Origin of the sequence: Sinorhizobium sp. 22678 (assembly GCF_052044265.1) — a bacterium.
Lineage (GTDB): Bacteria > Pseudomonadota > Alphaproteobacteria > Rhizobiales > Rhizobiaceae > Sinorhizobium > Sinorhizobium meliloti_A.
Window position 1 is genome coordinate 317940 of sequence record NZ_JBQEMS010000001.1, and the last position, 19645, is coordinate 337584.

Annotated in this window: 16 protein-coding genes; 13 read left to right on the top strand and 3 right to left on the bottom strand. The window is 63.9% G+C overall.

Translation table 11 applies throughout. From position 1 onward, the window contains the following. Positions 1 to 28: 28 nt before the first annotated feature. From ACTJKL_RS01685 to ACTJKL_RS01710, 6 genes are all read left to right on the top strand, one after another. Positions 29 to 2092: an acetate--CoA ligase family protein gene (locus tag ACTJKL_RS01685; protein WP_440852016.1), complete on the top strand. Its 2064-nt coding sequence runs from the start codon at positions 29 to 31 to the stop codon at positions 2090 to 2092. Between the two features lie 5 nt (positions 2093 to 2097). Next, entirely contained in the window at positions 2098 to 2880 is a 783-nt protein-coding gene (locus ACTJKL_RS01690; protein ID WP_275597607.1) for a carnitinyl-CoA dehydratase, read from the top strand. 339 nt (positions 2881 to 3219) lie between these two features. Continuing rightward, positions 3220 to 4809: an ABC transporter substrate-binding protein gene (locus ACTJKL_RS01695; protein WP_018095532.1), complete on the top strand. Its 1590-nt coding sequence runs from the start codon at positions 3220 to 3222 to the stop codon at positions 4807 to 4809. Next, the gene (locus ACTJKL_RS01700) at positions 4794 to 5918 is read left to right on the top strand and encodes an ABC transporter permease (protein WP_440852017.1); all 1125 of its coding nucleotides are present in this window, start codon (positions 4794 to 4796) and stop codon (positions 5916 to 5918) included. The genes ACTJKL_RS01695 and ACTJKL_RS01700 overlap by 16 nt, the downstream gene beginning before the upstream one ends. Beyond that, positions 5915 to 6742, top strand: a complete 828-nt coding sequence (locus ACTJKL_RS01705; RefSeq protein ID WP_018095534.1) for an ABC transporter permease — start codon at positions 5915 to 5917, stop codon at positions 6740 to 6742. Before ACTJKL_RS01700 ends, ACTJKL_RS01705 begins: the two co-directional genes overlap by 4 nt. Continuing rightward, complete coding sequence (locus ACTJKL_RS01710; RefSeq protein WP_018095535.1) at positions 6735 to 8366, top strand: ABC transporter ATP-binding protein; 1632 nt, start codon at positions 6735 to 6737, stop codon at positions 8364 to 8366. Before ACTJKL_RS01705 ends, ACTJKL_RS01710 begins: the two co-directional genes overlap by 8 nt. A gap of 29 nt (positions 8367 to 8395) precedes the next feature. On the opposite strand, the gene ACTJKL_RS01715 is transcribed toward ACTJKL_RS01710, so the two are convergent. Further along, a complete protein-coding gene (locus ACTJKL_RS01715) occupies positions 8396 to 9190 on the bottom strand; it encodes a helix-turn-helix domain-containing protein (protein WP_100671976.1) in 795 nt (264 codons plus the stop codon). A gap of 123 nt (positions 9191 to 9313) precedes the next feature. Here ACTJKL_RS01715 and ACTJKL_RS01720 point away from each other — a divergent pair, with 123 nt between their 5' ends. Together ACTJKL_RS01720 and ACTJKL_RS01725 are read left to right on the top strand one after the other, a co-directional pair. Beyond that, positions 9314 to 10903, top strand: a complete 1590-nt coding sequence (locus ACTJKL_RS01720; protein WP_440852018.1) for an ABC transporter substrate-binding protein — start codon at positions 9314 to 9316, stop codon at positions 10901 to 10903. A gap of 79 nt (positions 10904 to 10982) precedes the next feature. After that, positions 10983 to 12980: a CocE/NonD family hydrolase gene (locus tag ACTJKL_RS01725; protein ID WP_440852019.1), complete on the top strand. Its 1998-nt coding sequence runs from the start codon at positions 10983 to 10985 to the stop codon at positions 12978 to 12980. Positions 12981 to 13042: 62 nt separating this feature from the next. On the opposite strand, the gene ACTJKL_RS01730 is transcribed toward ACTJKL_RS01725, so the two are convergent. After that, positions 13043 to 13456 carry an ACT domain-containing protein gene (locus ACTJKL_RS01730; RefSeq protein WP_440852020.1) on the bottom strand — a complete coding sequence of 138 codons (414 nt, stop codon included), beginning with the start codon at positions 13454 to 13456 and terminating at the stop codon, positions 13043 to 13045. A gap of 7 nt (positions 13457 to 13463) precedes the next feature. Continuing rightward, complete coding sequence (locus ACTJKL_RS01735; RefSeq protein ID WP_440852021.1) at positions 13464 to 14387, bottom strand: alpha/beta hydrolase; 924 nt, start codon at positions 14385 to 14387, stop codon at positions 13464 to 13466. A gap of 120 nt (positions 14388 to 14507) precedes the next feature. Here ACTJKL_RS01735 and ACTJKL_RS01740 point away from each other — a divergent pair, with 120 nt between their 5' ends. The 5 genes from ACTJKL_RS01740 (at position 14508) to ACTJKL_RS01760 (ending at position 19639) form a co-directional block, all read left to right on the top strand. After that, positions 14508 to 15416 (top strand): LysR family transcriptional regulator, encoded by a 909-nt coding sequence (locus ACTJKL_RS01740; protein ID WP_018095549.1) that lies wholly within the window; start codon positions 14508 to 14510, stop codon positions 15414 to 15416. Between the two features lie 123 nt (positions 15417 to 15539). Next, entirely contained in the window at positions 15540 to 16700 is a 1161-nt protein-coding gene (locus ACTJKL_RS01745; RefSeq protein WP_100671764.1) for an ABC transporter substrate-binding protein, read from the top strand. 191 nt (positions 16701 to 16891) lie between these two features. Beyond that, positions 16892 to 17887 (top strand): ABC transporter ATP-binding protein, encoded by a 996-nt coding sequence (locus ACTJKL_RS01750; RefSeq protein ID WP_440852022.1) that lies wholly within the window; start codon positions 16892 to 16894, stop codon positions 17885 to 17887. Further along, on the top strand, positions 17884 to 18834 hold the full coding sequence (locus ACTJKL_RS01755; protein WP_440852023.1) for an ABC transporter permease: 951 nt from the start codon (positions 17884 to 17886) through the stop codon (positions 18832 to 18834). Before ACTJKL_RS01750 ends, ACTJKL_RS01755 begins: the two co-directional genes overlap by 4 nt. Continuing rightward, entirely contained in the window at positions 18824 to 19639 is an 816-nt protein-coding gene (locus ACTJKL_RS01760) for an ABC transporter permease (protein WP_018095553.1), read from the top strand. The genes ACTJKL_RS01755 and ACTJKL_RS01760 overlap by 11 nt, the downstream gene beginning before the upstream one ends. Positions 19640 to 19645 lie beyond the last annotated feature (6 nt).

Genomic DNA, 19645 nt, shown 5'->3' on the forward strand with positions numbered 1-19645 from the left:
TCCCCGGCGCACTCCACGGGGGCGCGGCATGACCCCCACTCCCCGCTCCCTCGACCGTCTCATCCGCCCACGCTCCATCGCCGTCTTCGGCGGCAAGGAGGCGCGCCGCGTCATCGAACAATGCGACAAGATGGGCTTTGCCGGCGACATCTGGCCGGTCCACCCGCGCGAAGAAGAAATCCTCGGCCGCCGCTGCTACCGCTCGGTGTCCGAACTGCCGGGGGCGCCGGATGCCTCCTTCGTCGGGGTCAACCGCGCGCTCACGATCGAGATCATCCGCGATCTCGCCGCGCGCGGCGCCGGGGGTGCCGTCTGCTACGCCTCCGGTTTCCGCGAGGCGGCAAACGAGCTTGCCGACGGCAACGACCTGCAGGAGGCGCTCGTCGCGGCGGCCGGCGACATGCCGATCGTCGGGCCCAACTGCTACGGCTTCATCAACATGCTGGACGGCGCGCTGCTCTGGCCCGACCAGCACGGCATGCTTCGGGTCGAACGCGGCGTCGCGATCCTCACGCAATCTTCCAACATCGCCTGCAACATCTCCATGCAGAAGCGCGGGCTGCCGCTGGCCTATGTCATGACGGCCGGCAACCAGGCGCAGACGGGCCTTTCCGACATCGCCTGCGCCGTGCTCGAGGATCCGCGCGTCACCGCCGTCGGTCTCCATATCGAAGGCTTCGACAGCATCGAGGCTTTGGAAAGGCTTGCCGCCCGCGCACGCGAGCTGGGCAAACCCGTGGTCACGCTGAAGGTCGGGAAATCGGAAGCAGCCCAGCTTGCAACCGTCTCCCATACCGCCTCGCTAGCCGGCAACGACCGGGTCTCCTCGGCCCTGCTCGCCCGCCTCGGCATCGGCCGCGTCGATACGCTGCCCGAGTTGCTCGAAACCCTGAAGCTGCTGCATCTTCATGGGCCGCTGCCCAGCGCCGATATCTCCTCGATGAGCTGTTCGGGCGGCGAGGCATCGCTGATGGCGGATGCCGGCGTCCGGCGCAAAGTCAATTTCCGGGCACTCAGGGAGGAACAGCGCCAGCCGCTGCGCGAAAGCCTCGGCGAAATGGTGACGATCGCCAATCCGCTCGACTACCACACCTTCGTCTGGGGAAATCGCGAGAAGCAGACGGCCGCCTTCACGGCGATGATGCGCGGCGGCTATGCCCTCAACCTGATCGTGCTCGATTTCCCGCGGCTCGACCGATGCGACGCGGCCGACTGGGTCACGACCTGTGAGGCGATCATCGATGCGACGAAGGCTACCGGCGCGGTCGCCGGTATCGTTGCGAGCCTCGGCGAGAACATGCCCGAGGAAACCGCTCTCTCGCTGGTGTCGGCGGGCGTCGTGCCCTTCTTCGGCATCGACGAGGCGCTCGCCGCCATCGAGACCGCCGCTGCGATCGGAGCGATATGGTCAAAGCCCGCAGCACCTCCCCTCCTCCGCTCGCGTACTGAGGGAGGCGAGATCGTCACCCTGAGCGAAGCCGAAGCGAAGGCTGAGCTCGCGGCAGCGGGCGTCATCGTTCCCGGTGGCAGGAGCGCCGCGACAGTCGAGGAAGCCGCAGCGGCGGCCCAGGCCCTCGGCTTCCCCGTGGTCCTCAAGGGCCTGGGCGTGGCGCACAAGACCGAAGCCGGTGCGGTCAAGGTCAATCTGACAAGCCGTCAGGAGGTCATCACGGCGGCGCGAGGCATGGCTGCGGTCGCCTCCGGTTACCTCGTCGAGAAGATGATCGCCAGGCCTGTGGCGGAGCTGATCGTCGGGGCGATGCGCGACGCGGTCGCAGGTCCGGTGCTGACGATCGGCGCGGGCGGAATTCTCGTCGAATTGCTGGAGGATTCCGCGATCCTCACGCTGCCGGTCACCAAAGAGATGATCCGCGATGCGATTGCGGGCCTGAAGATCGCCAAGCTGCTCGACGGCTATCGCGGCAATCCCAAGGGCGATATCGCCGCCTTGACAGGAACTGTCGCTGCCGCGGCATCCTATGTCGTTGCAAACGCTTCCAAACTCGAAGAACTCGATATCAATCCTATAATGGTGCTGCCGGACGGCCACGGAGCCGTTGCCGCCGACGCCCTGATCCGCCGGAGGAAATGACGCCCATGACCGGACCGATCCTTACGCGCCGCGAAGGCGGCATTCTCGAAGTCACGATCGACCGGCCGAAGGCCAACGCCATCGACCTGAAGACCAGCCGCGTCATGGGCGAAATCTTCCGCGATTTCCGGGACGACCCGGAGCTCAGGGTCGCGATCGTCACCGGCGCCGGCGAGAAATTCTTCTGCCCCGGCTGGGATCTGAAGGCGGCCGCGGAAGGCGATCCAGTCGATGGAGACTACGGCGTCGGCGGTTTCGGCGGGATGCAGGAACTGCGCGACCTCAACAAGCCCGTCATCGCGGCCGTCAACGGCATTTGTTGCGGTGGCGGCCTGGAGATCGCGCTTTCGACCGACATCATCCTCGCAGCCGAACATGCGAGTTTCGCACTCCCCGAAATCCGCTCGGGCACGCTCGCCGATGCCGCTTCGATCAAGCTGCCGAAGCGAATCCCCTACCATATCGCCATGGACATGCTGCTCACCGGCCGCTGGCTCGACGTGGTCGAAGCGAACCGCTGGGGCTTCGTCAACGAGATCCTGCCGGCCGGACGGCTGATGGATCGGGCCTGGGAACTGGCGCGCCTGCTTGAAAGCGGCCCGCCGCTCGTCTATGCCGCAATCAAGGAAGTGGTCCGCGATGCCGAGGGCCGGGACTTCCAGACGACCATGAACAAGGTCACCCGTCGCCAGTTCAGGACAGTCGATGTCCTCTATTCGAGCGAGGACCAGCTCGAGGGCGCCCGCGCCTTTGCGGAGAAGCGCGACCCGGTCTGGAAGGGACGCTGAGATAAGCGGCCTCTTCGGCCGCGGACAGAGTGGAAGCCGGAGGATGCCGGCCTTCAGCGTGACGCGCCGCGAGCACCGGCGCGTGCGGCTGAGCAGTCTTTCCATAAGACATGCTTATGGAAAAGATTTATAATTTAGGACGTTACAAGCCACGTCCAAGCGTTTAGCCTTATGGATGAACAACGCGGATAACGCGCAAAGAGACGACAAGGAGGTCAGGATAGAGACGATCCCGGTGGACTGCAAACCACCTCCGGCCATCTCGACCGATGGCAAATACGCGAACACTCTACCAATCACAACGAACGGCGAATGCCGGCTGAAGAAGGGAACAGGGGAATGAGCGATTACAAAGACTATTTGGCACGTCAGGTCATGCTCGGCAAAATGAACCGGCGTGAATTTCTCGGACGCGCTGCCGCCCTCGGCATTGCCGTGTCTACGGCGAATACGCTCTTCGCGTCCAGCGCCGCGGCGCAGGAGCCGAAGCGCGGCGGTCACCTGAAGCTCGGCCTCGAAGGGGCAGCCGCCACCGATTCGCGGGATCCCGCAAAGGCGCTGTCGCAATTCATGTTCGTGGTCGGCCGGAACTGGGGCGACATGCTCGTCGAGAGCCACCCGACGACCGGCGAACCGGTGCCGGCGCTTGCAGAATCCTGGGAACCCTCCGCCGACGCCGCCACCTGGACCTTCACGATCCGCAAGGGCGTCAAATTCCACGACGGCAAGGAACTGACGATCGACGACGTCATCAAGACCCTGCAGCGACACACGGACGAAAAGTCCGAGTCCGGCGCGCTCGGCGTGATGAAATCAATCAAGGAAATCAAGGCCGACGGCGACAAGCTCGTCTTGACGCTGACGGAGGGCAATGCGGACCTGCCGCTGCTGCTGACCGATTATCACCTCATCATCCAGCCGAACGGCGGCACGGACAATCCCGACGCGATGATCGGGACCGGCCCCTATAAGGTCGCAAGCTTCGAGCCGGGCGTGCGGGCCACATTCGAAAGGAACGCCGACGACTGGCGCACCGACCGCGGCTACGTCGATTCCGTCGAACTGATCGCGATGAACGACGCGACGGCGCGCATTGCGGCGCTGTCCTCGGGCCAGGTCCACTTCATCAACCGCGTCGACCCGAAGACGGTCAACCTGTTGAAGAAGGCGCCGACCGTCGAAATCCTCAACACGTCGGGCCGAGGACATTACGTCTTCATCATGCATTGCAACACGGCGCCGTTCGACAACAACGACCTTCGCATGGCGCTGAAATACGCGATGGACCGCGAGACGCTGGTACAGCGCATTCTTGGCGGCTACGGCAAGGTCGGCAACGACTTCCCGATCAACGACACCTATGCGCTCTTCCCCGAAGGTATCGAGCAACGCGCCTACGATCCGGACAAGGCGGCATTCCACTACAAGAAGTCCGGCCATAGTGGTCCGGTGCTGCTGCGCACCTCGGACGTCGCTTTCCCGGGCGCGGTCGATGCCGCCGTCCTCTACCAGGCGAGCGCCAAGAAGGCGGGCATCGAGATCGAGGTCAAGCGCGAGCCGGGCGACGGCTATTGGTCCAACGTCTGGAACGTCCAACCCTTCTCGACATCCTATTGGGGCGGGCGTCCGACCCAGGATCAGATGTACTCCACCGCCTATCTCTCGACAGCCGACTGGAACGATACCCGCTTCAAGCGTCCGGATTTCGACAAGATCCTGCTCGAAGCACGTTCCGAGCTGGACGAAGCGAAGCGCAAGGACATGTACCGCACCATGGCGATGATGGTGCGCGACGAAGGCGGCCTGATCCTGCCGATGTTCAACGACTTCGTGAACGCGGCCGGCAAAACGGTGAAGGGCTACGTCCACGACATCGGCAACGACATGTCGAACGGCTATGTCGCGACCAGGGTATGGCTGGACGCCTGATGATGGAAAGCGGACCGATCACGGGTCCGGTCGTGACGGATGCGACCGCAGGCGAGACAGCCCTGCGGTCCCCCGATCTTTCCGGTGTCCCAGCCAAACCCGACCCGGCCGCCGACGAGCTCGGCGGCACGTTCTGGCGGCGCTTCGCCTTTCGCCGTCCTCTCGCGGCGCTGATCCTTCAGCGCCTGGGACTGAGCGTCGGCCTGCTCTTCGCCGTGTCGCTGATGATCTTCGGCGGCATCGAGGCGTTGCCCGGCGATTTCGCCACCACCTATCTCGGCCAGTCGGCGACGCCGCAGGCCGTCGAGAACATCCGCAAGGATCTCGGGCTCGACCGTCCCTGGAGCGAACGCTATCTCAGCTGGCTCGGCGGCGCCGTGCAGGGTGATTTCGGCACGTCCTGGGCGAGCAGGAATTCCGTCAGCGAGCAGATCGGCAACCGCCTCGGCAACTCGCTCTTCCTCGCTTTCTTCGCGGCGCTCGTCTCCGTACCGCTGGCCGTGGGGCTAGGGATGCTCGCGGTGCAATTCCGCAACCGCCTGCCTGACAAGATCATCAACGTGATATCGCTTGCGGCGATCTCGCTGCCGGAGTTCTTCATCGGCTATCTGCTGATCATGTTCTTCGCCGTCAAATGGGGGGTCGCCACCTTCCCGGCCACCGTCTACGCCAGCATGGGCTTCATGGACCGCCTTTCGGCGATCGCACTTCCGGTCGCGACCCTCGTGCTCGTGGTCCTCGCCCATATGATGCGCATGACGCGCGCGGCCATCCTCAACGTCATGTCGTCCGCCTACGTGGAAACCGCCGAACTCAAGGGGCTCGGCACGTTCCGCATCATCGCGCGGCACGCCGCCCCCAATGCCGTGGCCCCAGTGATCAACGTCATAGCGCTGAACCTTGCCTATCTGGTCGTCGGCGTCGTCGTGGTCGAGGTCGTCTTCGTTTATCCCGGCATGGGGCAATATATGGTGGATGCCGTGACGGTGCGCGACATGCCCGTCGTGCAGGCGTGCGGGCTGATCTTTGCGGCCTTCTACATCTTCCTCAACATGGCGGCCGACATTCTCGCCATTCTCGCCAATCCGAGACTGAGGCACCCGCGATGAACCTGAAATCCATTCCACTCAGTGCCTGGGTAGGCATCATCGGCATCGCGATCGCGCTTCTGTGCGCTCTCTTCGCGCCCGTTCTCGCGCCCTTCGGCGAGCGGGAAGTGGTCGGCGAGATCTGGCTCCCGGCCGGCGGCGATTTCCTGCTCGGCACGGACAATCTTGGCCGCGACCTGCTCTCGCGCCTGATCTACGGTGCCCGCACGACCATCTTCGTGGCGTTGGCGGCAACCGTGCTCTCCTTCGCTCTCGGCATGATCCTGAGCTTCACCGCAGCCGTCACCGGCGGCTTCGTCGATCAGTTCTTCTCCCGCTTCAACGATCTGATGATGGCGGTGCCGACGCTGATCTTCGCACTCGTCGTTCTCGCGGTGCTGCCGCAGCATCTGTGGATCCTGGTCCTCGTCATGGCCGTGCTCGACTCGACGCGCGTCTTCCGCATCGGCCGGGCCGTCGCCCTCGATGTCGCGGTGATGGAATTCGTCGAGGCTGCGCGGTTACGCGGCGAAGGCAATGTCTGGATCATCTTCCGGGAAATCCTGCCGAACACGCTGTCGCCGCTGCTCGCCGAGTTCGGTCTGCGCTTCGCCTTCTCGATCCTGTTCCTCTCCACCCTCTCCTTCCTCGGCCTTGGCATCCAGCCGCCGGCGGCCGACTGGGGCGGCATGGTCAAGGACAACAAGGATGGCATCATCTTCGGCATATCGGCCGCGCTCATCCCGGGCGGAGCGATCGCCGCCCTCGCCATCTGCGTCAATCTCGTCGTCGACTGGCTGATGAAGCGCACCTCGAGCCTGAAAGGAGGCCGCGGCGATGCCTGAGCTGCTTTCCGTCAAGAACCTGAAGATCGAAGCGACGAGCTATCCGCCGGGCGAACCGCCGAAGGTGGTGACGCTGGTCGAGGGCGTTTCCTTCGATCTCGAAAAAGGCAAGGTGCTCGGTCTCATCGGCGAGTCCGGTGCCGGCAAGTCGACCATCGGCCTTTCGGCGCTCGCCTATGGCCGCGGCGGCGTGAGAATCACCGGCGGTGAGGTGCTGCTCAACGGCCGCGACATCCTGAAGCTCGGCCGCAGCGGCATCAACGCGGTTCGCGGGCGCAATGTCTGCTACGTCGCGCAGTCCGCCGCAGCCGCCTTCAACCCGGCGCACAAGCTCGGCGATCAGGTGATCGAGGCGTCGGTCCGTCACGGCGTCATGAGCCGTGAAGAGGCGAACAGGCGCGCGCTCTATCTTTTCGAGGTCCTCGGCCTTCCCAATCCGGAGACCTTCGGCGACCGCTATCCCCACCAGGTGTCGGGCGGGCAGTTGCAACGCGCCATGACCGCCATGGCACTCTGCCCCAATCCGGAACTGATCGTCTTCGACGAGCCGACCACGGCGCTCGACGTGACGACCCAGATCGACGTGCTCGCGGCCATCAAGCACGCGATCGAAGAGACCGACACGGCGGCCCTCTACATCACCCACGATCTTGCAGTCGTCGCCCAGATCTCCGACGACATCATGGTGCTGCGTCACGGCAAGACCGTGGAATACGGTACCACGAAGCAGGTGATCGAGGCCCCGAGGGAAGAATACACCCGCGCCCTCGTCAGCGTCCGCCAGGAAAAACGCGTCGAGGCCCCGGACCAGACCGGCGCGCTTCTCAAGATCGAACATGTGCATGCCGGCTATGCCAACGGCTTCAAGGTGCTGCACGACGTCTCGATGCATCTGCCTAAGGGACAGACGCTTGCAGTCGTCGGGGAGTCCGGATCGGGCAAGTCGACGCTCGCACGCGTCATCACCGGCCTGCTGCCGCCGAGCGAAGGGCGCATCACCTTCGAAGGAAAGGAACTGCCGAAAGCCTTGAAGGGGCGAACTAACGACGAGCTTCGGCGGATCCAAATGATCTATCAGATGGCCGATACGGCGATGAATCCGCGCCAGACGGTGCGCGACATCGTCGGCCGGCCGCTCTCCTTCTACTTCGGAATGCATGGCGCCAAGAAGACCGAGCGGGTGAAGGAATTGCTCGACCAGATCGAAATGGGGACGCGCTTCCTCGATCGTTATCCGGCCGAGCTTTCCGGCGGACAGAAGCAGCGCGTCGCGATCGCCCGGGCGCTTGCCGCCCAACCGGAACTCATCCTTTGCGACGAGCCGACCTCGGCGCTCGATCCGCTGGTGGCGGAGGGCATTCTGAACCTGCTTCTGAAGCTGCAGGAGGAAACCGCCGTTTCCTACGTCTTCATCACCCATGACATCGCGATCGTCCGGGCAATCGCCGATAGCGTCGCCGTAATGCATCGCGGCCGGCTGGTGCGCTTCGGTCCGAAGTCTAAGGTCCTTTCGCCGCCCTTCGACGACTATACCGATCTGCTTTTGAAGTCGGTTCCCGAAATGGAAATCGGCTGGCTGGAAAAGGTCCTGCAGACGCGACGGATGGAGAGCGCCGGCAATTGAATGCGCGTGGCGGCCGCCACGCGCACTCGTCAGTATTCTGCGGGAATGGTCAGCACTTCGGCCTCCGGCGTCTCCAGGAAGCGCCGGACCGCAGAAGGCAGATGCCGCGACCCGAAAGGAAGCAGCCCGCAGCGCGAAAGCATCTGGCGTTTGTCCGGATCCAGCCCTATATGCCGCCAGATCATCCGCGAGGCGTAGGGCAGGTTCTCCTTGCGCCACGAGACCCCCATCGTGGTGCCGCGCAGATAGACTCGCTGGTGCACCTCGAAGGGCATCAGGATCGTCTGCGCCAGCATCGACGCCTGCCCCACGGTGCGCTCGGCTATGAAGATGCGGTTTCGCCAGAAGGTGACAAGGCCGACATATTTCGAGAACTGTTCGATTTCGTTCGCCTTATCGCGAATGCGCTCGATCGATTTCACCCGGATCGAGCCGCCTTCCTCATAGATATGCGCGCAGGAACAGACCACGAAGCCGGGCCAGGAGAGCGAAAGGTGATAGGTCTGGTAGTAGCCGAAATGGTGGCGAAGGGCTGCGGCATCGCCCGGGAACCCTTCGAGAAGTTGCCCCGCTTCCAGCCGGTGCCGCTCGGGGCGGGTCATGCGCGCCTCGAACAGCTTGGGTGAGAGCGAAAAATCCTCGGCCGCAAGTCCGAAGAACGCGGCAATCCGTTGCACGTTGTGCGCCGAGGGGTGCGCCTCGCCGTTGATGTAGCGGTTGAACTGTTGCCGGTTGATGCCGATCTCGCGGCAGATCTGGGAGATCGATCGCCGCGTTGCACAGGCAAAACGCAGGTTTGTTACGAATGTGTCGTCCGGCTGCAAGTGCTCCACCCCTCGAATTTCAGTCAGCGTAAACTAGCGAAAAATCGCGTCAAGTCGCGAAATTGTCTGGAGCCCGGCAGGCGTTAGGTTTCTCTCGAACAAAACACACAAGGGGAACTGGAAATGACCGACTTCACGAAGCGTCCCGACGGCCTCATCGTACCGGCCGGCATCAACCGGCGCGGCTTCCTCGCAGGCACGGCAGCGCTCGGCCTCGCCGCCGGCATCGGGAGCTCCATCGGCTTGGGCGAGGCACGGGCGCAGGAGCCCAAACGCGGCGGCCACCTGAAGCTCGGCCTCGACGGTGGAGCGACGACCGATTCGCTCGATCCGGCAACCTATAGCGGTTCGGTATCTTTCGTGATCGGCCATCTCTGGGGCGACACGCTGGTCGAGTCCCATCCCGAGACCGGCGCTCCGCTGCCTGCGATCGCCTCCTCCTGGGAGTCGTCGGCGGATGCTTCGGTCTGGACGTTCAAGATTCGGAACGACATCGCTTTCCACGACGGCAAGAAACTCACCGTCGCAGACGTGATCGCAACGTTGAAGCGGCATTCCGACGAAGGCTCCAAGTCGGGAGCGCTCGGGCTGATGCGGTCCGTCAAGACGATCGAGGAAAAAGCCGGCGACCTCGTCCTGACGCTGACGGAAGGCAATGCGGACCTGCCCCTCCTGTTGACCGACTATCATCTCATCATCCAGCCCGGCGGCGGCGTCGACAACCCCGCCTCGCCGATCGGCACCGGCCCCTACAAGCTGGCAAGCTACGAGGCCGGCATTCGGGCAACCTTCGAGAAGAACACCGCCGACTGGCGTTCGGACCGCGGCTATGTCGACAGCGTCGAGATCATCGTCATGAACGACAACACGGCCCGCATTGCGGCGCTTTCATCCGGGCAGGTGCATTTCATCAACGGCGTCGATCCGAAGACCGTGCCGCTGCTGAAGCGTGCGCCCCGCGTCGAGATCCTGCAGACCTCGGGCAAGGGCTTCTACAGCTTCCTCATGCATTGCGACACGGCCCCCTTCGACAACAACGACCTGAGGCTCGCGCTGAAATATGCCATAGATCGGCAGGCTATTCTCGACCGTGTGCTCGGCGGCTACGGCACGCTCGGCAACGATTATCCGGTCAACGAAAACTACGCGCTGGCACCTGAAGGCATCGAGCAGCGCGCCTACGACCCCGACAAGGCCGCCTTCCATTACAAGAAGTCCGGCCACGACCGGCCGATCCTGCTGCGCACCTCCGATGCCGCCTTCCCGGGTGCGGTCGATGCTTCCGTCCTCTTCCAGGAAAGCGCCCGCAAGGCCGGGATCGAAATCGAAGTACGCCGGGAGCCGGAAGACGGCTACTGGACCAATGTCTGGAACGTCCAGCCGTTCTGCGCTTCCTACTGGGGCGGCCGCCCGACGCAGGATTCCCGCTATTCCACGTCCTATCTGTCGAGTGCGGAATGGAACGACACGCGGTTCAAGCGGCAGGACTTCGACAAGCTGCTCCTGCAGGCGCGCTCCGAACTTGACGAAGCCAAGCGCAAGGAGCTCTACCACACCATGGCCCTCATGGTCCGGGACGAAGGCGGTCTCATCCTGCCCGTCTTCAATGATTATGTGAACGCCGCCTCCACTTCGCTGAAAGGCTTCGTGCACGACATCGGCAACGACCTTTCCAACGGCTACGTCGGAAGCCGCGTCTGGTTCGACAGCTAAAGTGCAATGAGCAGGCGCAGGTGGTTTTCCGCCTGCGCCTCGCGTCTCAACAGTCACGCACCGATCGGAGGCAGCCAACATGGTCGAGCGCAATTTCACCGTGATCGAAAACGAATGGATAACCCTGAAGGACGGGATCCGGCTCGCCGCGCGCATCTGGATGCCCGAGGGCACCGAGCAGAAGCCGGTGCCGGCCGTCCTGGAATACCTGCCCTACCGCAAGCGCGACGGAACCTGTGCACGCGACGAATCCACCTACCCTGCCTTCGCGGCCGCCGGGATTGCCGGCGTTCGCGTCGACATCCGCGGCTCGGGCGAGTCCGAGGGCGTGATCGACGGCGAATATACGCCGCGTGAACTCTCCGACGGCTGCGAGATCATCGAATGGATTGCGGCACAGCCCTGGTCGAACGGCAAGGTCGGGATGATGGGCATCTCCTGGGGCGGCTTCAACTGTCTGCAGGTGGCGGCACTCAAGCCCCCGGCTCTCAAGGCGGTGATCTCGATCGCCTCGACCGTCGACCGCTACAATGACGACATCCACTACAAGAACGGCTGCCATCTCTCGGCTCAACTCTCCTGGGCGGCAACCATGCTCGCCTACCAGTCTCGATCGCCCGATCCGGAACTCGTCGGCGAGCGCTGGCGGGAGATGTGGCTGGAGCGCCTCGAGAACGAGCCATTCTTCCTGGAGGAATGGCTGGAGCACCAGCGCCGCGACGATTTCTGGCGGCATGGCTCGATCTCGGAGAATTTCGACGGCTTTCCGATCCCGGCGCTGGTGATCGCCGGATGGGCGGACGGCTACCGCAACACGCCCATCAAGGCGGTCGAGGGGCTCGGCGGCAAGGCCAAGGCGCTCATCGGCCCCTGGGTCCACAAATATCCGCATTTCGCCTGGCCGAAGCCGCGGGCAGACTTCCTCGGAGAGGCGATCCGCTGGTGGAACCGCTGGCTTCGCGACGAAAAGAACGATGCCGAGCAATTGCCGCAGATGCGCGCCTATATCCTCGACGGCCCGAGGCCTGCGGTCAGGCGAAATGAAGACCCGGGCCGCTGGATCGCCAAGGATGTCTGGAGCACGCCGGAAATGCGGACCTTCGCGGTTTCGAGCGAGGGAGGCCTGGCGGCCGGTTCCCCGTCCAGGCGCGGGATCGGCGATGTTTACCTGCGTTCGCCGCTCGATACCGGCACCGCTGCCGGTGAGTATTTCACGCTCAAGCCCGACGCCGAGATGCCCGGCGACCAGCGCATCGACGATGCGGGCTCGCTCACTTTCGACACGCGCCCGCTGCTCGAGGCGGAGGACTATCTCGGCCAGCCGGTGCTCGACCTCGAGCTTTCCTGCAGTGCCGAAACGGCCAATCTCGTCGCGCGTATCGTCGATGTCCATCCGGACGGAACGGCAACCCGCGTCGCCTTCGGCGTCCTCAACCTGGCGCACCGCAACGGCAATGCGCAGCCGGTGCCAATGGAGAAGAACCGCAAGACGCGCGTCACGCTGGTGCTCGATGCCTGCGGCTATCGCTTCCGCGCCGGTCACCGCATACGCCTGTCGCTGTCGACCTCCTATTGGCCGATCATCCTGCCGTCGCCGACCGATCCGGGCGTCACGATCGATACGGCCAGCGTCTCGCTTTCCCTGCCGCTTCTCGGCAACCACCGCGAGATCGTCGTGCCGCAGCCGGCCAATCCCGACCCGTTGCCGCACTATATTGAGCATTCGCCGTCCGAAACGCGCCGCACCGTCGAACGCGACATGACCAAGGGCCTGACGCATTATCGGATCTACGAGAATACCGGCCTCGTCGAGCATCCCGGCACGGGCAATGCGACGCAGGACATCCGCGAAGAAACCTGGACGATCGCGCCGGACGATCCACACTCGATGACGGGCGCTTCGACCTGGACGTGTATTGCGCGGCGTGGGCAGCAATCGCTGAAGACCGTCTCGACCTCCCGCCTCGGCTGTACGGAAAGCGAGTGGATCACCTCCGCCAGGGTCGAGGCTTTCGAGGGAGAGACGAAGATCTTCGAGAAGAGCTTCGAGAAGCGGATCCGGCGGGATTTCATGTGAGGCTCGGCGCGACTGCCCCTCGTCCCGCTACTCGCGACCTGTCGGGCGGGGCCGGGACAATTTCATCGGGTGCTCGCGTTTCCGTGGCTGAGCGCCCGCAACACTTGGACGGCTCTTTCTGCGTCTGCCGCGGGCACGAAAATGTGGTCGTGGTAATAGGCCGCCACCACATTGGCGCTGATGCCCGCCTGCGTCAGTGCGCCGGAAACCGCCGCCGTCAGCCCTACGGCTTCGAGTGCGGAATGGACGCCCAGCGTAATCAGCCGCAAAACCGGCCCATAGGAAAGTCCCGCCGTCTCGGCACGAGCCTGCTCGAGGATGAGCGTCATCCCCTCATTTTCGCGAAAGGTTCCGATCGGCTCAAGCGCGAACCAGGCCGCAGCACGACTTTCAACCGTGCAATAGACATATTCGCCGTCATGTAGCACCGGCTCCATTTCTGCCAGCAGCCGCTGGAGATCGGTCTCGCCGCTCATCGCCGACTCAAGCCGTGCCGGTCAATCGTGCCACAGCTTGCACGAGACGGACGAAGCCGTCCCGCGCACCGGGGCTCATGTGGCGCGCTCGAAGCCAGGAATGCACCATCTGCGGCTCTTCCTGGTAGGTGACGTCCACGCCGGCCTGGGCGAGCCGGGCTGCATAGGCGCGCGCATCATCCCGCAGCGGATCGAAATGCGCTCCAGTGATATAGGCGGGGGGAAGCCCGGACAGGTCCGCGGCCTTCAGCGGGTGCGCAAACGGCTCATCCGCCGGCGCTTTCAGCACCTCGCGGTAATAGTCGACGTCGGCGGTGGAAAGCAGCGGCGCCTCGGCCATCTCGATATAGGAGCCGCGCGTCAGATCGCCGCCGAGGCCGGGATAGATCAGAACCTGGCCGACGATGCCGGCGAGCCCCTCAGCCTTCGCTTTCAGTACGATTCCGGCTGACAGGTTGCCGCCGGCGCTGTCGCCGGCGACGACGAGCGGACGCCCATCGGCAAGAAGCGCTTCGAGCACGTCATAGCAGTCTTCGAGGGCTGCGGGCCATAGATGTTCGGGGGCAAGGCGATAGTCTACCGACACCAGCTCGACCCGTGCACCATGGGCAAGCTCGGCGCAGATCGCATCATGGCTCTCAAGCGAGCCGACAACGAAGCCGCCGCCATGGATATAGAGAACGCGCGTCTCGCTCGCGACCTCCGCTGGACGGTAGTACCGCACCGGAATTCGTCCCGCCAGCCGCTCGTCCCGCCGGGTCAGCCCTTCGGGAGACGGCGCGTCGAATTCGGCGCAGAGTGCATCGTACCATTGCCGTTGCTGCTCGACGGAGGCATTGACCGCGTCGGCGGGATAGAACGCCTCGCAACGTTGGTGAAAGGCGCGAATCCCCGCTTCTGTCGGCATCGGCTTTGTCGTTTTCGAATCCATCCCGTTACCCCCTCACCGCACCTTAACAGCGTCGCTCCGGCGTGCACGACGAAATGCGTCACCCCTGCCGCAGTTCACGCCGTGCTTGCGTTCCCTGCGGCGCACGGTGTTAATTCGCACATGGCATTCACACTCCGGCAGTTGCAATATTTCGTCGCCGTCGCCGAGCAGGGCTCGGTCACCCGCGCGGCGCAGAACCTCTCCATCTCTCAATCATCGATCACCGAGGCAATCAAGGAGCTCGAAACCGATCTCGGGGTCGAGCTCTTCGACCGGCACCCCCGCGGCCTTGCGATCACCCATAACGGGCATCAGTTTCTGCGCCACGCGACCAAGATCCTCGCCGATGTCTCCGATGCGCGGCGCAGCTTCTCCGACAGCCGCGAGGAACGCGGCGGCAAGCTCAATCTCGGGGTCACGTCCCTCGTCGCCGGCTACGTGCTCTCCGACCTGCTTGCCCGCTACCGCCGCGCCTGCCCCGGCATCGAGGTGAGCGCCATCGAGGACAACGGCTCCTATCTCGAGCACCTCCTGATCGGCGGCGAGCTCGACGTCGCCGTGATGGTCATTTCGAACCTGCGCGACCGCATGGCGCTGCAGGCGGAAATCCTGGAAACCTCCCCTTACCGACTGTGGCTGCCGATCGGCCACCCGCTCGTCAGCGCCGACATCATCTCGGTCGAGGATATCGCAAGAGAACCGCTGATCATGTTGACGGTGGACGAGATCGAGGAGAATACCGGCAAACTCCTGACGGCGCTCGGCGCGCGTCCGCATGTCGCCTTCCGCACCCGCTCCGTGGAGGCGGTCAGAAGCCTGGTCGCGACCGGTGCCGGCATCGCGCTTTTGCCTGATCTCGTCTACCGACCGTGGTCGCTCGAAGGCGACCGGATCGAAAGCCGCGACGTTTCCGGGGCGCTGCCGGTCGTGCAGGTCGGCATGGTCTGGCGCAAGGGTTCGAGCCTGCCCCAGTCCGCGCGCGATTTCGTCGGCGTGGCCGAAGCGCTGCGCAGCGCCCGCCCGCGATGAACCGCGATATCGGAAATCCCGATATCGGCGTTCTGATTAATGAATTTGCGAATACGGAGAAACCAAGGCACGCTTCGATCCGGGAACAAAGCCGCTAACGGCATGAAACTGGGGAGACTTCCGATGAAGCAGATCCTGAAATCCTGCACGGCACTTACCCTGTCGCTGGGCCTCGCCGCCCCCGCGCTGGCGCAGGAGCCGCTGAAAGAGCTCGGTCAGGGCGAAGGTGCGCTCTCGATCGTCGCCTGGGCGGGCTATATCGAGCGCGGCGAGACCGACAAGAACTACGACTGGGTCACCGATTTCGAGAAGAAGACGGGTTGCAAGGTCAGCGTCAAGACGGCGGCGACCTCCGACGAAATGGTCGCGCTGATGAACGAAGGCGGTTTCGACCTGGTGACAGCCTCCGGAGACGCATCGCTGCGCCTCGTGGCTGGAAAGCGCGTCCAGCCGATCAATACAGATCTCATCCCCAGCTGGAAAACGATCGACGAACGCATGCAGAACGCCCCGTGGCACACCGCCAACGGCGTCCATTACGGCACCCCCTATGTCTGGGGCCCGAACGTGCTGATGTACAACACCGAAGCCTTCAAGGATCAGCCGCCGAAGAGCTGGAAAGTCGTCTTCGAGGAGATGACGCTGCCCGACGGCAAGTCCAACAAGGGCCGCGTCCAGGCCTATGACGGCCCGATCCATGTCGCGGACGCCGCCAACTACCTGATGGCGCACAAGCCCGATCTCGGCATCAAGGATCCTTACGAGCTCAACGAAGATCAGTACAAGGCCGCACTCGATCTGTTGCGCACCCAGCGCACCCTCGTCGGCCGCTACTGGCACGACGCGATGATCCAGATCGACGACTTCAAGAACGAGGGCGTCGTCGCCTCCGGCTCCTGGCCCTTCCAGGTCAACCTGATGCAAGCGGAGAAGCAGCCGATCGCTTCCGTCATCCCGGAAGAAGGCGTGACGGGCTGGGCCGATACGACCATGCTGCATGCCGACAGCGAGCATCCGAACTGTGCCTATATGTGGATGGAGCATTCGCTCTCGCCGAAGGTCCAGGGCGATGTATCCGCCTGGTTCGGCGCCAATCCCTCGGTCGGTGCCGCCTGCAAGGGCAACGATCTTCTGACCGACGAGGGTTGCAAGACCAACGGCTATGACGACTTCGAGAAGGTCAAGTTCTGGAAGACGCCCGTGACGAAATGTGAAAGCCAGGGCGAATGCGTGCCCTATCATCGCTGGGTCTCCGACTATATCGGCGTCATCGGCGGGCGGTAAGCCGGTCTCAACAGCGTCGCAAGCGTCGCCCCTCATCCTGGCCGTCTCCCGCTCGCGGGAAGAGGGAACGCCTCCGCAAAGCCCTCGCCCCGAAATACAGGCGAGGCACCGGCCGCGAGTCCCTTCTCCCCGCAAGCGGGGAGAAGGTGCCAGCAGGCGGATGAGGGGCAACAATTACCTGGAGCATTCCTATGACCGCCGTCCTCTTCGACAATGTTTCCCGCTATTTCGGCGCCGTCCGTGCCGTCGATCGCGTGAACCTTGCGATCGCCGAGGGCGAGTTCTTCGCGATGCTCGGTCCGTCGGGCTCTGGCAAAACCACCTGCCTGAGGCTGATGGCAGGCTTCGAGCAGCCGACCGGAGGCCATATCGAGATCTTCGGCGAGACTACCGAAGGCGTGCCGCCGTACCGGCGAAGCGTCAATACCGTCTTCCAGGACTACGCCCTCTTCCCGCATCTCTCCATTCTCGACAACGTCGCCTATGGCCTGATGGTCAAGGGCGTCGGACGTGAGGAGCGCCGCAGGGCGGCCGAGGATGCGCTCGCCATGGTGAAGCTTCCGGGCTACGGCACGCGCCGGCCCGGACAGCTTTCCGGCGGCCAGCGCCAGCGCGTGGCGCTCGCCCGCGCGCTCGTCAACAAGCCCAAGGTTCTGCTTCTCGACGAGCCGTTGGGCGCGCTCGATCTGAAGCTTCGCGAACAGATGCAGGAGGAATTGAAGACGCTGCAGAAGTCCCTCGGCATCACCTTCGTCTTCGTCACCCATGATCAGGGCGAAGCCCTGTCGATGGCCGACCGGATCGCCGTGTTCAACGAGGGCCGTATTCAGCAGCTCGGAAGCCCGGAAGAAGTCTACAATCGCCCGCAGACCCGTTTCGTCGCCGATTTCGTCGGCTCCTCCAACGTGCTTTCCGAGGACCTCTGCCGCAGATTGGGACTGAAGGCTTCCTTCGCGAGCCTCCGCCCGGAGGCCGTTGCCATCGCGCCGCCGAGCGACGGAGCGCTGAGCCTTTCCGGCACCGTCGCTTCGCAGAGCTTCCTCGGCGCCACCAACCGCATCGTGATCGACGTCGAAGGTGCCCGCATCGCCGTGGCGAGCCCGGCGGCGCGTCGCGTTCCCGCCGTCGGCAGTCCGGTCACGATCAGCTTCGCCGCGCACGACCTCCACCCGATGGAGGACGCATGACAATCGTCGCCGAAAGCATCATTCTTCCGCAGCGCCCCAGCCCGGCCGGCCGCCTTTCGGATTTTTTCTGGCGGCACCCGCATGTGCTGCTGGCGATCTTTCTCGCACCGCCGCTTCTGTGGCTCGGGATCGTCTATCTCGGTTCGCTCTTCGCGCTGCTCCTGCAGAGCTTCTTCTCTATCGACGACTTCTCCGGGCTCATAAATTACGAGTTCACGCTTGCGACCTATCGTCAGCTCTTGAGCGAAGCCAATCTCGACATCATCATCCGCACCGTCTCGATGGCCGCTCTGGTGACGCTCGTTTCGGCGCTCATTGCCTTTCCGATCGCCTATTACGCCGCCCGCTACGCGCGCGGGAAATGGAAGGCGCTCTTCTATCTCGCCGTCATGCTGCCGCTCTGGTCGAGCTATCTCGTCAAGATCTATGCCTGGAAGCTGATCCTCGCCAAGGAAGGCATCCTGACCTGGTTCTTCGCAAAGCTGAACCTTCTCTGGCTGATCGATGCCTGGTTATCTCTTCCGGTGGTCGGCGGCAACTCGCTGTCGGTCAGCTATACGGGCACCTTCATCGTCTTCGTCTATGTCTGGATGCCGTTCATGATCCTGCCTATCCAGGCGGCGCTCGAGCGCGTGCCGGCCAATCTGGTCGAAGCCTCGTCGGACCTCGGCGGAACGCCCGCCCAGACCTTCCGCCATGTGCTCTTTCCGCTCGCGCTGCCGGGCATCGTCGCCGGATCGATCTTCACCTTCTCGCTGACGCTCGGCGACTACATCATTCCGCAGATCGTCGGCTCGTCGCGGCTCTTCATCGGTCAGGCCGTCTACGCGCAGCAGGGCACCGCCGGAAACATTCCGCTCGCGGCCGCCTTCACGGTCGTGCCGATCGTCATCATGGGCGCCTATCTCTGGATGGCCAAACGCATGGGGGCCTTCGATGCGCTCTGAGAAGGCGAACTCCGCTCCATTGGGTCTGAAGATCGCTGCCGCCGCCGGGCTCGCCTTCCTGCATCTGCCGATCCTGCTGATTTTTCTCTACGCTTTCACCACCGAGGAAAAGAGCTACCAGTTTCCGCCGCCGGGGCTCACCACGCAATGGTTCGCCGTCGCCTGGAACCGGCCGGATGTCTGGGCGGCGCTGACGCTCTCCGTCAAGGTCGCCTCGATCGCGACGGCGGTCGCCCTCGTCCTCGGCACCCTCTGCGCCGCGGCCGTCAGCCAGACCCGCTTCTTCGGCCGCGAGACGATCTCGCTCCTCGTTATCCTGCCGATCGCGCTTCCCGGCATCATCACCGGCATTGCGCTGCGTTCGGCCTTCTCCATGGCCGACATTCCCTTCTCCTTCTGGACCATCGTGCTCGGCCACGCGACCTTCTGCATCGTCGTCGTCTACAACAATGCGGTCGCCCGTTTCCGCCGGATTTCCGGCTCGCTGATCGAGGCTTCCATGGATCTCGGCGCCGACGGTTTCCAGACCTTCCGCTACGTGATCCTGCCGAACATCGGCACGGCCCTGCTCGCCGGCGGCATGCTCGCCTTCGCGCTTTCCTTCGACGAGGTGATCGTGACGACCTTCACGGCCGGGCAGCAATCGACCCTGCCGATCTGGATGCTCGAAGAGCTGATCCGCCCGCGTCAGCGCCCGGTGACCAACGTCGTCGCCATGGTCGTCGTGATGGCCACCTTCCTGCCGATCCTCGGCGCGTATTACCTGACCCGCGACGGCGACCAGATCGCCGGCGCCGGCAAATGACATTTC